Annotated in this window: 11 protein-coding genes; 1 reads left to right on the forward strand and 10 read right to left on the reverse strand. The window is 69.1% G+C overall.

The window, feature by feature from the left end; genetic code table 11:
• Positions 1 to 67: 67 nt before the first annotated feature.
• The 10 genes from LRM18_RS04085 to LRM18_RS04130 form a co-directional block, all read right to left on the reverse strand.
• Positions 68 to 514 (reverse strand): transposase, encoded by a 447-nt coding sequence (locus LRM18_RS04085; protein WP_057493266.1) that lies wholly within the window; start codon positions 512 to 514, stop codon positions 68 to 70.
• Positions 515 to 770: 256 nt separating this feature from the next.
• Entirely contained in the window at positions 771 to 1,529 is a 759-nt protein-coding gene (locus LRM18_RS04090) for a 2,3-dihydro-2,3-dihydroxybenzoate dehydrogenase (protein ID WP_270951400.1), read from the reverse strand.
• Positions 1,520 to 5,410, reverse strand: a complete 3,891-nt coding sequence (locus LRM18_RS04095; protein WP_270951401.1) for an enterobactin synthase subunit F — start codon at positions 5,408 to 5,410, stop codon at positions 1,520 to 1,522. The genes LRM18_RS04090 and LRM18_RS04095 overlap by 10 nt, the downstream gene beginning before the upstream one ends.
• A complete protein-coding gene (locus tag LRM18_RS04100) occupies positions 5,407 to 5,664 on the reverse strand; it encodes a phosphopantetheine-binding protein (RefSeq protein ID WP_049465419.1) in 258 nt (85 codons plus the stop codon). The genes LRM18_RS04095 and LRM18_RS04100 overlap by 4 nt, the downstream gene beginning before the upstream one ends.
• Complete coding sequence (locus LRM18_RS04105; RefSeq protein ID WP_049465418.1) at positions 5,664 to 6,296, reverse strand: isochorismatase family protein; 633 nt, start codon at positions 6,294 to 6,296, stop codon at positions 5,664 to 5,666. Before LRM18_RS04105 ends, LRM18_RS04100 begins: the two co-directional genes overlap by 1 nt.
• The gene (locus tag LRM18_RS04110) at positions 6,296 to 7,948 is read right to left on the reverse strand and encodes an AMP-binding protein (RefSeq protein WP_270951407.1); all 1,653 of its coding nucleotides are present in this window, start codon (positions 7,946 to 7,948) and stop codon (positions 6,296 to 6,298) included. The genes LRM18_RS04105 and LRM18_RS04110 overlap by 1 nt, the downstream gene beginning before the upstream one ends.
• Complete coding sequence (locus LRM18_RS04115; RefSeq protein WP_270951409.1) at positions 7,945 to 9,138, reverse strand: isochorismate synthase; 1,194 nt, start codon at positions 9,136 to 9,138, stop codon at positions 7,945 to 7,947. The genes LRM18_RS04110 and LRM18_RS04115 overlap by 4 nt, the downstream gene beginning before the upstream one ends.
• The gene (locus tag LRM18_RS04120) at positions 9,135 to 10,331 is read right to left on the reverse strand and encodes an MFS transporter (protein ID WP_270951411.1); all 1,197 of its coding nucleotides are present in this window, start codon (positions 10,329 to 10,331) and stop codon (positions 9,135 to 9,137) included. Before LRM18_RS04120 ends, LRM18_RS04115 begins: the two co-directional genes overlap by 4 nt.
• 151 nt (positions 10,332 to 10,482) lie before the next feature.
• On the reverse strand, positions 10,483 to 10,827 hold the full coding sequence (locus tag LRM18_RS04125; protein ID WP_270951413.1) for a DUF3817 domain-containing protein: 345 nt from the start codon (positions 10,825 to 10,827) through the stop codon (positions 10,483 to 10,485).
• Between the two features lie 92 nt (positions 10,828 to 10,919).
• Positions 10,920 to 11,855, reverse strand: a complete 936-nt coding sequence (locus LRM18_RS04130; RefSeq protein ID WP_270951415.1) for a TIGR03571 family LLM class oxidoreductase — start codon at positions 11,853 to 11,855, stop codon at positions 10,920 to 10,922.
• A 66-nt stretch (positions 11,856 to 11,921) separates the two neighbouring features.
• Here LRM18_RS04130 and LRM18_RS04135 point away from each other — a divergent pair, with 66 nt between their 5' ends.
• Positions 11,922 to 12,371: a GNAT family N-acetyltransferase gene (locus LRM18_RS04135; protein ID WP_049465404.1), complete on the forward strand. Its 450-nt coding sequence runs from the start codon at positions 11,922 to 11,924 to the stop codon at positions 12,369 to 12,371.
• Positions 12,372 to 12,421: the final 50 nt, after the last annotated feature.

Genomic DNA, 12,421 nt, shown 5'->3' on the forward strand with positions numbered 1-12,421 from the left:
TGCGCGCCGGAACGCGATATGCGCGGCGCTTCGGTTTCGCTGTGGTAGTGCCGGCCGCTGGCCGGCATCACATCCAGGCCGACCACGCATACGGATACTCGCCAATCTGCCCAGCAAGACCGGCGCGCACCGGATTCCCCAGAATGTACAGCGCCTGCCGCGCCAGCGACTCTTCGGTCCTCACTGCATGATCGAAGTAGCCGGGCTGCCACACCGTACTTCGATGGCCCGCCAGGCGATTCAGGGCAAGTGCGCTCGACGATTTCATCCGGCGCGCGACGTCTGGAAGGTGAGCTGCACGCAGCTCGAACATCCAGTGGACGTGATCCGGCATGACAACCCATGCGTGTGACCGTACGAGCCCGCGCTGTTCGATGTAATGGAACTGGTCGACTACACATGCTGCTGCAGCTTCGCTTTCAAAGAGCCGGCGGCGCTGGTGGGTCGTGGTTGTCAGGACATAGGCCTGGCCGATGATCGAGTGACGGCCCAGGCGGAGGCGGTGGCTGCTCATGCGCCATGGTGGGTCGATCATTGGGCGTTGGCTGTCAGGCCAAGCCTCGATGGGGGTTGGGAGATGTCTGAAGTTGAATGAGGTTGCCGGCCAGCGGCCGGCACTACCGGGGCCATGGGTTGCCGGCCAGCGGCCTGCACTACCGGGCTGTGGGTTGACGGCCAGCGGCCGGCACTACCGGAGCTGTGGGTTGACGGCCAGCGGCCGGCACTACCGGAGCTGTGGGTTGCCGGCCAGCGGCCGGCACTACCGGACCTCAGCCGTGCAGGGTGGCGCCGCCGTCCACGTACAGGTCGCTCATCGCCACGTGCCCGGCTTGCTCGGAGAGCAGGAACATCACCGAATGGGCGACATCCTCCGGGGTGGCGAGTTTGCGCAGTGGGATGCCGGCCTTGTAGATCTCCGGGCTGCCGGCGATCACCCGCTCGGCACCGTGCTCGTCCTGCCACATGCCGGTCTGCATCGGGGTCAACGTCGAGCCGGGGGCGACGATGTTGCAGCGGATGCCCAGCGGCGCCAGTTCCAGCCCGAGGCAGCGGGTGAGCATGGTGGCGGCGGCCTTGGATGCCGCATAGGCGGCCATGCCGTGCCGCGGCACGCCGGCCGCATTTGAGCTGACGGTAACGATCGCGCCCCGCCGGCGCGGCGACATCACCCGCGCCAAGGCACGCCCAACGTGGAACACGCCATCGGCGTTGACCGCGAACACCCGGCGCCAGTCGGCGTCGCCAGTCTCGGCGACGCTGCCCACGTGCAGCACGCCGGCCACGCTGGCGGCCAGCATGATCGGCCCGATGCTGGACTCGACCTGATCCACCAAGGCGTCCACTGCGGCGCTGTTGGTTACATCAAGTGCGAGCGACGTCACCCGGCTATCGGCCACGCGCGGCGCCCCGCGATCAGTCGCCACTACGATGCAACCGGCCTCGACCAACAGCTGTACCAGTGCCTCGCCGATGCCCCCGGCGGCACCGGTCACCAGTGCCACGCGACCTTCAAAACCGGTCAACTGCATGTTGCGATCTCCTGTTGCTCGTCCCAGTGGCGCAACCGCGCCGACAACCACGGTGCCAGCTGCGCCACCGCGTCGCGGCCGGTCAGCTCGGCATGCAGGAACGGCAGTTCCAGCGCCTGCACCTTGCGTGCGTGGGTCCGCCACAGCGCCGACTGCAGCTGTGGCCGCGCCTGGTGATCCCGGCCCGCGCGGACGTGCACCAGCGTGCCGTCGAACGGTTGGTGGATGTGTTCGCGGATCAGCCGATTGGTACCGGTCACCGCGCGCACCACGCCGTCGAGCACCACATTCGGCAGGCTGCCCAGTGCACTACCGCCGCGACGAAGGAACGCGAGAATGCGTTCACGGCTGTCCAGTTCCGGATGCGCATCCGGATCGTGGCCGGCGATCGCGAGCAGTGCCCGCAGTGCGGCGATGGCATCCGGTTCCGGCTCGGCCCGCCAGCACTCGCTGGGATAGGCATCCAGCAGCACCAGTTCGCCGACGTCGCGGCCGATCTCATGCAGGCGCACCGCCATCGCCTGGGCGAGGATGCCGCCCACCGACCAGCCCAGCAGATGCACCGGCCCCTTCGGCTGCAGTGCGACCACGCGCTGTACGTAGTCGTTGGCCATCGCCTCGATGCTGCTCGGCAGTGGCAGCCGCGCGTCCAGTGCCGGCGACTGCAGGCCATACACCGGGCGGGCGGGTTGCAGTGCCCGGGCCAGGCTGCGGTAGTTCCAGGCGATGCCACCGGCCGGGTGCAGCACGAACAGCGGCGTGGGTCCGGCAGCGTCGGTCGCGGCCAGCGCGATCACCGGCCCCAGTGCGTGATCGGCCAGCGCGGGCGGCTCGGCAATGCGAACCGCCAACGCGGCCACGGTGGGCTGCGCGAACAAGGCGCCCAGGCCCAGATCGCAGCGCCAGCGCTGCTCGATGGCCAGCAGCAGGTGCACCGCCGACAGCGAGTCACCGCCGAGACTGAAGAAATCCGCATCCACCGCCACCGGCGCTTCACGCCCCAGTGCCTGGGCAAACAGCAACGCCAGTTCCTGTTCCAACGGTGTGCGTGGTGCCAGTCCAGCGACTTCACGCTGCGGTGGCTTCGGCAATGCGTTGCGGTCGAGCTTGCCGTTGGCGGTCACCGGCCAGTGTTCCACGCCCACAAACGCCGAGGGCACCATGTAATCCGGCACGCGCGTGGCCAGGTGGCTGCGCAGCACTACCGCGTCGGCAAGCGCCACGGGCACATAGGCCACCAGGCGAGCATCGCCGGGCGCATCCTGGCGCAGCAGCACTTCCACCCGCTCCATGCCCGGCAGTTCGCGCAGTGCCGCCTCGATCTCGCCCAGCTCGATGCGCAGGCCACGCAGCTTCACCTGGTGGTCGCTGCGGCCCAGGTACTCGACCGCGCCATCGTGGCGCCAGCGCGCGACGTCGCCGGTGCGGTAGATTCGCTCGCCCGCCAGGAAAGGATCTTCAAGGAAGCGCTCGGCAGTCAGATCGTCGCGACCAAGATAGCCGCGTGCCAACTGCACGCCGCCCAGGTAAAGGTCACCGGCCACACCGACCGGCACCGGCTGCATCCGGGCATCCAGCACGTACAGGCGGGTGTTCCAGACCGGGAACCCGATCGGCACCGGCCGCGAGCGATCCTGCGCCGACGCCGGCCAGTAGCTGACATCCACTGCGGCCTCGGTCGGGCCATACAGGTTGTGCAGTTCAGCGTGCACGCGCGCATGGAAGCGGTCGCGCAACGCAGCGTCCAGCGCCTCGCCACTGGTGAATACCCGGCGCAGCTGCAGCCCTTCCGAAGCGGGCGCAGCGAGGAACGCGTCGAGCATCGACGGCACGAAATGCGCCGTGGTGATGCCATGGCCACGGATCAAGCGTGCCATTTCAGTGGGATCGCGGTGCGCATCGGGCCCGGCAACCACCAGCGTGGCCCCGCACAGCAACGGCAGGAAGAACTCCCAGACCGAGACATCGAAGGTCGCCGGGGTCTTCTGCAGCACGCGGTCATCGGCGCCGATGCCGTAGTGCTCGCGCATCCACAGCAGGCGGTTGACGATCGCGCGATGTTCGACGACCACGCCCTTGGGCTCGCCGGTCGAACCGGAGGTACAGATCACATAGGCCGCATCGCTGGGCGCCGGATCGGCCCACGGCGCGGCGAAGCTCAGCGCGGTCCACTGCTCCGGCGCGAGCACCGGCACACCAGACATGCGCGCCGAAACCTCCGCCTCAGCCAGTACACATCCCGGCTGTGCCGACGCAAGAATACGTGCCAGCCGCTCGTCGGGATGGGCAAGGTCCAGCGGAAGATAGGCCGCGCCTGCACGCAGCACCGCGACCAGCGCGATCACCAGCTCCAGCGAGCGCGGCAATGCCACCGCCACCACGCTGTCCGGGCCGACATCCATTGCCCGCAGCTGTGCCGCCAGCGCGAAACTGCGCGCTTCCAGCGTCGCGTAATCCAGCGTCGTATCGCCGAACACCAGCGCCGGCGCGTGCGGGTCGCGGTCCATGCCCTGTTGCAGCAGCTCGACCAGGGTGGTCTCCGGCAGCGCGTGCGCAGTGGCATTGAAACCCTGCAGCAGCTGCAGCGCCTCCGCGGGCGTCGCCAGGGGCACGGCGGCGATATCGTCAGCCTGCAATACCGCCGACACGAAATGCAGCAGCCGCGCCGCGTGCGCCTCGACCTCCTCACGGCTGTACAGCGCGGGATTGGCCTCGATCTCCAGATCGAGAAGGTGCTTGCCATCGCCACGGAAACCCAGCGTCAGGTCATCCACCGGCCCGGTGCACAGCACCTCCAGCGTCGCCTGCACGCCCGTCAGCGCCAGCGGCTTGTAGAACGGCTGCACATTCACCAACGGACCGTGCAGGCGCTGCTGCGCGCCGACCAGGCCCAGGTCCCGGCGCAGCTGCTCACCGCGGTAACGGCCGTGCTTGCGACCCTGGCTGAGCTGCCGGCCCAGGCCGCGGGTGAAGGCCTCGACGCTGCCCTCGCCGGCCGCTACGCGCAGCGGCAACACGTTCATCACCATCGCCGGCACCCGCGCCGACGCGTTGCCGAGCCGCGCCATGTACGGCACGCCCAGCACCACTTCATCGGCAGCGCTCATCCGCCGCAGGTACTCGGCCGCCAGCGCGGCCAGCACATCCGGCCAGGGCTGCAGCCAACGTGCCGACGCCTGCAGCAACGGCTCACGGAAGGCCGCATCGAGCGGCTGCACCCAGCGCAGCGCGTCATCACTGGCCGCGAGCGTGCCGGCCAGGCCTACGCCTGCCGGTGCGCCCTGCATGTGCGCACGCCACCACTGCCCGGCCTGCGCGCGGCGCGGGTCGGCGCGATACGCGGCATCATCGGCCAGCACGCCCGCCAGCCCCGGCAGCGGTTCACCCGTGCGACCGGCGTACAACGCGCACACCCGATCAGTAAACAGCGCCATGCCGTAACCATCGGCCGCCAGATGATGCACGCGCAGGTACCAGACCCAGCGCAGGCCCCCCAGATCGAACAGTACCTGCTGGCTGATCCGGTCCCGGGTGGGATCGACCGGGCTCAGCCGGTCGGCGTGCATCAGGTTGCGTGCCGCAGCGGCGGGATCCGCCTCGGTGGACACATCGCGCACCGAAAGCAACGGCACGTGTGCCGGATCATGCCACTGCAGCGGCTGGCCATCGGCGCCCTCGGCAAAGCGCAGCGCGAAGGCCTGGGCCTCGACGGCAGCCTGGTCTGCCGCTGCAACGAATGCGGCCACGTCGAGCGGGCCGTCGATCCACACCGCGTGCGCGGTATTGAACGACGGATTGCCCGGTGCCAGCCGCTGTGCGAACCACAGTCCGGCCTGGGCCTCGGTCAGCGCCACCGGCGTGGCCAGCGCGACGGCGTTCATGCGTGCTGCGCGGCCTGCAGGTGCTGCACCACGCCCCACCACTGGCGCAGCGTGGTGTGCTCGGCCAACTGCGAGAATTCCAGCGGCAGGCCGGTGTTGCCCCAGGCCAGAACCAGGCCGAGCATGCGCATCGAGTCGAGGTCCAGGTCGATCAGGTTGTCGTCGTCACCGATCTCGGCCGGCGTGCACTCCAGCACGCGCGCGACGTCGGCGCGCATCCGCTCCAGATCCAGCACCTCACCGGTGGCCGTCATCACAGCACCTCCAGCAGCTGATCGGTGGTCATCGGCACACCGCAGGTGCGCGCGATCCAGTGCAGCGCCTGATCGTGGTCGGCGCGCGAGAAGTCCGCCACCGCATCGGCGGCGATGAAGGCCTCGATGTCACGCTGGAAGGCCTCGACCACGGTCGCGGTACAGCCGATATGGGCGTACACGCCGGTCACCAGCAGCTGGTCACGCCCACGTACCCGCATCAGCGTCTCCAGGTTGCTGCGCTGGAACGCGCTATAGCGATGCTTGACCAGCACATGCTCGCCCGGCTGCGGCGCCAGCGCCTCGATGATCGGCTCATGGTCGGCGCTGCGACGCATGCCCGGCCCCCACAGGTCGGCCTGCAGGCCACGGTCACGCCGGTCCTGGTCGCCATGCTGGGCGGTGTAGAACACCGGAATGCCCTGCGCGCGGCAGTGCGCCAGCAGGCGCACGATGTTGTCCACCGCCGGCCGCAAGGGCGTGCTGCCGGCGTCGAATGCCGCCAGGAAGTAGCGTTGCATGTCGTGCACCAGCAAAGCCACACGATCGCGCTGCGGGCGCCACGGGCCACGCGCCTGCGGTAGTTCGGCGGCGGTCGGCAAGGGATAGTCGGTGATACGGGGCAGCGCCATCAGCGCGTTCCTCCTGTCTGTTGCAGATGACGCGCACGCAGTTGCGCGCGCAGTTCGCGGCGGCTGATCTTGCCGACCGCCGTGGTATTGAAACTGTCGACGAACACGATCTGGTCGGGCACCTTGAACGCAGCCAGACCGCGCCCGCGCATCCACGCCTTCAGCGCCGGCGCCTTGAATGGCTCGCCCTGCGGAATCACGAAGGCACAGCTGCGCTCGCCCAGGTACTCATCGGGAATGGAGACCACGGCGGCGTCGAACACGCCGGGGTGGGCCAACAGGTGGTCTTCGATCTCTTCGGCGGAGATCTTCTCGCCCGCGCGGTTGATGTGGTCACCAGCGCGGCCCTGCACCACCAGGTAGCCCCCGGGCAGCTGCTGCACGCGGTCGCCGGTGCGATAGAAGCCGTCGTCGGTGAACGAGCGGGCATTGGCCACCGCATCGTTGTGGTAGCCACGGATCGTGTACGGGCCACGGGTGAGCAGATGCCCCACCTCGCCTTCGGCCACCGGCTGGTCATGGTCATCGACCACGCGCACTTCGTCATCCGGGCTGATCGGCCGGCCCTGGCAGGCCACGATCAATTCTTCCGGATCATCCAGCCGCGTGTAGTTGACCAGGCCTTCGGCCATGCCGAACACCTGCTGCAGCGTGCAGCCAAGGCCGTCGATCACCCGGCGTGCGGCTTCCGGGACCAGTTTGGCCCCGCCTACCTGCAGTACCTGCAGGCTGGACAGGTCATGCCTGCTGCTGGCGGCGGCCTGTGCCCACAGCAACGCCAGCGGCGGCACCAGCCCACAGCAGGTCACCTTCTCGCGGGCGATCAACGGGAAGGCCGCATCCGGACCGGGGCCGGGACTGAGCACCACGCGAGCGCCGGCATACAGCGCGCCGAAGAAGCCGGGCGAGCTCATCGGGAAATTGTGCGCGGCCGGCAGCGCGACCAGATAGACGCTGTCGCGGTTGATGCCGCAGAGGTCATTGCTGGCACGGAACGAGTAGATGTAGTCGTCGTGGGTACGCGGAATCAGCTTGGACAGCCCGGTACTACCACCGGAAATCTGCAGGAACGCCACCGACTGCGGGTCCGGATCGGACGGCAGCTGGCTGCGATCGCCCTGCAGTACCTCCAGCGCGACGAACTCCGCCGCATCGCCGTCGATCACCACATGGCGAACCGCCGGCACTTCGGCCTGCAGCGCCCTTGCCAACCCGCGATGATCGAAGCCATCGTGCAGTGCGGTGGTGATGTAGGCACTGGCTTCCGCCTTGCTGGCGAAGTGGACCAGCTCGGTGATGCGGTGCGCCGGCAACGCATACACCGGCACCAGGCCGGCCCGGAACAGGCCGCAGACGGTGGTGATGAACCCGGCGGTATTGCCCAGCTGCACCAGCACCCGTTCGCCAGGCTGCAGGCCGAGCGCCAGCAGGCCGGCACCGATGCGCCCGGCCTCGTGCCATAGCTGCGCGTAGCTCAGGCGAACATCACCGGCGACCACCGCGATGTCGTCGGCATAGCGTTCTGCACGTTCGCGCAGGAACGCCGGGAACGTCTCGCCACGCCAGTGACCGGCTTCGCGATAGCGCGCCACCAGCGCGTCGGGCCACACCTGCTGCAGTGGCAGGCGGGAAGCGTCAGCGGAGCTATTCATGCGGCAGGCTCGTTGGTGGGCGCGGACGCATGGACTCCCAGCGCGTTCAACAGGGCAGCGAACTTCGCTGCGGTTTCGGCCACCTCGGCCTCGGGTTGCGACTCGGCGACGATGCCGGCGCCGGCAAACAGGCGCAGCTGCGTGCCCTGCAGGCGCGCGCAGCGGATCGCCACGTACCAGTCGCCGTCACCCTGCGCGTCCAACCAGCCCACGGCGCCGGCATAGAAGCCGCGCGGTACCGGTTCCAGTTCGCCGATGCGCTGCAGCGCCGCCAATCGCGGCGTACCGCAGACGGCCGGCGTGGGATGCAGCTGCGCCAGCAGCGCGGCCGCCGATGCCTGCGGATCCTTCAGGGTGGCATGGATGCGGGTACCCAGATGCCACATGCTGGCGGTGGCATGCAGCGCTGGGCGCGGCTGCGCATCGATGTGGCTGCAGTACGGCGCCAGGCCGTCGACGATGGCCTCGACCACATGGCGGTGCTCGTCGTGGTCCTTGGTCGAGGCCAGCAACGCCTGCGCGGCCCGCTCGTCCTCGGCGGCATCGGTGCCGCGCCGCGCGGAGCCCGCCAGCGGGTGCGACAACAGCTCGGCGCCACGCTTGCGCAGCAGCAGTTCCGGCGTCGCGCCCACCAGCCAGGCGGGCGCCTGCCCCGGCGCCACCGGCAATGGCACCGCGTAGGTCGCCACCGAAGGATCCGCGCCCAGCCGCGCCAGCAGCACCTCGGGGGAAAGTGACTGCCGCGTGCGTGCCAGCAGGCTGCGCGCCAGCACCACCTTCTGCAGGTCCAGTCCGGGCGCGCGCAGTACCTGCACCGCAGCCGCCACCGACGCCGCGTACGCCTCGGGCGCGGGCTCGGCCTGCAGGGCACCCTCCAGCGCCGGCGCGGCCTGCGGCGGCAACGGCAGGGCCGGCAGCAGGCGCTCGGGCTGGTACAACGCGTCGTCGGCACGCGGTTCGAATGGCACCGCACCGACCAGCAGGCCCGGACCGCCACGCTGCTGCGCGAAGAAGGCCGAAACGCGCTCTGCGAGCGTCTCCAGCGCACCGGCCGGCAGCGTGGCGCGGCAACCGCGTGCGTGCACGTGCTGGCCGGCGTGCTGCAGCAGGAACAGCGACGCGTCGTCGGTGCCTTCCTGCGGCGCGGGCGCAGCCTCCGGCCACGTGCCTTGGATCAGGGAATCGTTCATGGGGTCTCCTTCATCCGATGCACTGCAGCCAGCGCGCACAGCAACAGCAGCAACGCGCCGACCAGCAGATATGGCAGGCTGGGCCCGCCGCGATACAACAGCGTGCCGAGCATCGGCCCGGCCACCATGCCCAGCCCCTGCGCGGCAGCGACCGTGCCTGCCGCAGCGCCCTGCTCATGCGCTTCCACCGCGTCGGCGGCCAGCGCCTGGAACGAGGGGAACACGAAGCCCATGCCGAACGCGGCCAGCGCGTACGCCGCCGGCAACTGCCAGCCCTGCTGCACGCCCGCCACCGAGGCAAAGCCAATGCCGGAAATCAGCGCGCCGAGGACGATCCAGCGGCGTGGGTGAACCTCCAGCTTCATCACCAGCGCCTGCGCCAGGATCAGGCCGACGCCAACGGCGGTGAGTGCAATGCCTGCCATGCGTGCACCAGCGGCGGCATCCAGGCCCAGCCGATCAATCGCGAAGAAGCCGACCGAGACCTGCGCGATGGTGACCGAGACCATGGCGATGAACGCCGCCAGCTGCGGCAGGCGCAGGCGCGGGTCGAGGCGGCTCATCGGCGCGCGGCGCTGCAGGGAAGCACCTATCACCGGCGGCGTCGCTGGCAGCCACCAGGCCAGCAATGCCAATGTCAGCAACGGCAGCAGCGCGGCCACGTACAGCGCCAGCGAAAGGTTGGTATAGGCCAGCCAGCCGGCAGTGGCCGGGCCGAGCACCATGCCCAGCGCATTGGCGCTGCCCAGGCGGGCGAGGAATTTCGCACGTTGGCCGGTCGGTGCCTTGTCGGCAATCAGTGCCGCTGCGGTAGGCGGCACCGCCGCGTAGAACAGGCCGATCAGGCCTCGCGCACCGACCAGCACCAGCACCGATACCAGTACCGGCGGCACCGCCTGCAGGGCAACATCGATGAACACCGCCAGCGCGACGTAGACCACGGTGTAGGCGCTCATCGCCAGTGTCAGCACGCGCTTGCGGCCGATGCGGTCGCTGAGCTGGCCCCAGGGGCGCGCGGCCAGCATCCACAACACGCCCGCGGCGGTGACCGACAGTCCGGCATGCCACTCGGACAGGCCGAGCATGCGGACCACCGGGCCAATCACGGCGACAAAGGACATCATCGCCATGGTGCCGATCAGGGCGGCCAACACCAGCGCCGGCAAGCCGGGAACGACGGGACGTGCATGCATGGAACACCAGCCGTAACAGGGAGGGATCGCCGGGCGCACCTGCGCCCCGCCCGGCGCCGGCCCTGCTCAGGACCGGACGCCACCCTCAAATGATAACGGCTCGTATTTGCATTTGATACCCATTCTCTTGAACGGGCACGCAACAGCGACTTCAGCGCACGGCACGCAGGCCCAGCAGGCCACGGCGCTTGAACCACCACTCCAGCGGCAGCGTCACCAGCGGCGGGATGGCTGCCAATAGCGCAAACGCACTGGCCCACCACGGCCAGCGCAGGCGCAGCGCCGCAAACAAGGTCACCGCCACATAGACCAGGAACGCTACGCCATGCAGCGGCCCGAACAGCTTCACCAGCGCCACGTTGGCCATCGGGCCGTACTTCATCCACATGCCGATGAGCAGGCCGGCCCAGGTCACGGCCTCGATGAAAGCGACCACAGCGAACAGACGTCCGCTCGGGTGTAGGGGGGAACGTTGGGTCACGCGAAGCTCCGGCATCGGGGTGTCAAATGCGAATGATACGCAGATGCGAACCGCATATGGAGTCGAGCCGTGCTCGACTGCTGGAGCGTGTCCACCAAGGTGGACACCTACCGAAGCGTGTATGGCAGAACGTGCTCACCGATCTCGCGCAGCACCGCATCCATCGGCCTCCCGTTGTCGACCAGATTGAACATCACATGCGCCACGCCCTGCGCATGCACGCGCAACAGATAGTCACGCAGGCCATCGCGGCCGACCTTCAGGCCCAGCGGCAGCGACTCGGCGGGCGCCTGCGGATCGGCCTGCAGATCCAGCAGCATCGACTGCACGAACGGCTTGCCTGGCCCACCGCGCTGCATCAGCGCCTGCTGCCACAGACCGATGCGCCCTTCCTGCGCGGCTTCCTCGCGATGATAGGTGGCCCAGCCCTCGGCCTCACGCGCGATCCACTGCAGGCTCTGCCGCGCAGTGCCCACCACCAGCATCGGAATGCGCGTGGCCGGCGCCGGCAGCACGTCGTAGCCACCCGTGGCCTGCAGTACGGCGGTCCGCTCATCGGCCTCCGGTGACAGCGCCGCGCGCAGCAACGACCAACGATCACGGAACGTCGCCGCCCTGCCCTCCAGGTCCTCACCGAACGCGGCGAACTCTTCCGGGCGGTCGCCCGAACCCAGGCCCAGTACGAACCGCCCGTCACTGATCCGGTCCAGGCTCAGTGCCGACTTCGCCACCTGCAACGGCTGGCGCAACGGCAGCACGATGGCGGCACTGCCGACCACGATGCGCCCGGTCGCGGCGGCCAGCATGCCCAGCCACAGGAAGGGATCATCCAGCGCGCTCGCCGTCGCGTCCGGACCCTGCGGCACCATCAACGGGACGTCGCGCGTCCACAACGCGGCGAAACCAAGATCGTCGGCCAGCCGCGCAATGCGCCGCGCCGCGCCCGGATCGGCCAGCCCATGCGCCGCAACGGGCGTCATCAGGCCCAGGCTCAATCCCTGTTGCGGAAACAACGAAGCGTAGGCGGGATTGAATTCACTCATGCGACCAGCTTAGCGTGCAGGCACCGGGCGACGATGACACGCCACGCACCACAGGAAGAACGCTGCATGCCGAGGATCCGCCCCGCCCACATTGATGACCTGCCCGCGATCAGCGCGGTATGCCTGGCCGCATTCACTGCGGCGGTCGCGCCTTCGCTCAGCGCGGCCGGCATCGCCACCTTCGGCAGTGTCGCCGCCGCCGACGCGTTCGCTGCACGCCTGCAGGGCGACAACCACATCCTGGTGGCCGAGCAGGACGACCGCATCGTCGGCGTGGTCGAGCTGAAGGAAGGCCGCCACCTGGCGATGCTGTTCGTCGATCCCGGCTGCCAGGGCCAGGGCATCGGCCATGCCCTGTTCGAAGCCGTGCTGCCGCACCTGCGCACCCCGGTCCTGACCGTGCGCGCCTCGCTCAACGCAGTGCCTACCTACCTGCGCTATGGCTTCGAGCTGGACGGTGATGTCGGCGAGTTCAACGGGCTGGTGTACCAGCAGATGGTGCGGGCAGCCGCCTGAGGGCAGCGGGTGTCATGCCCCGCTGCACGGCCGATATGAGCAAACTGAAT

Origin of the sequence: Stenotrophomonas sp. PI_27, assembly GCF_027854495.1 — a bacterium.
Lineage (GTDB): Bacteria > Pseudomonadota > Gammaproteobacteria > Xanthomonadales > Xanthomonadaceae > Stenotrophomonas > Stenotrophomonas pavanii.

Excerpts from the sequence above, each read along its gene's own strand:
- LRM18_RS04130 (WP_270951415.1), bottom strand. The coding sequence starts at position 11,855 with ATGAGTGAATTCAATCCCGCCTACGCTTCGTTGTTTCCGCAACAGGGA.
- LRM18_RS04115 (WP_270951409.1), bottom strand. The coding sequence starts at position 9,138 with ATGAACGATTCCCTGATCCAAGGCACGTGGCCGGAGGCTGCGCCCGCG.
- LRM18_RS04110 (WP_270951407.1), bottom strand. The coding sequence starts at position 7,948 with ATGAATAGCTCCGCTGACGCTTCCCGCCTGCCACTGCAGCAGGTGTGG.
- LRM18_RS04100 (WP_049465419.1), bottom strand. The coding sequence starts at position 5,664 with ATGACGGCCACCGGTGAGGTGCTGGATCTGGAGCGGATGCGCGCCGAC.
- LRM18_RS04085 (WP_057493266.1), bottom strand. The coding sequence starts at position 514 with ATGAGCAGCCACCGCCTCCGCCTGGGCCGTCACTCGATCATCGGCCAG.
- LRM18_RS04125 (WP_270951413.1), bottom strand. The coding sequence starts at position 10,827 with ATGCCGGAGCTTCGCGTGACCCAACGTTCCCCCCTACACCCGAGCGGA.
- LRM18_RS04095 (WP_270951401.1), bottom strand. The coding sequence starts at position 5,410 with ATGAACGCCGTCGCGCTGGCCACGCCGGTGGCGCTGACCGAGGCCCAG.
- LRM18_RS04105 (WP_049465418.1), bottom strand. The coding sequence starts at position 6,296 with ATGGCGCTGCCCCGTATCACCGACTATCCCTTGCCGACCGCCGCCGAA.
- LRM18_RS04090 (WP_270951400.1), bottom strand. The coding sequence starts at position 1,529 with ATGCAGTTGACCGGTTTTGAAGGTCGCGTGGCACTGGTGACCGGTGCC.
- LRM18_RS04120 (WP_270951411.1), bottom strand. The coding sequence starts at position 10,331 with ATGCATGCACGTCCCGTCGTTCCCGGCTTGCCGGCGCTGGTGTTGGCC.
- LRM18_RS04135 (WP_049465404.1), top strand. The coding sequence starts at position 11,922 with ATGCCGAGGATCCGCCCCGCCCACATTGATGACCTGCCCGCGATCAGC.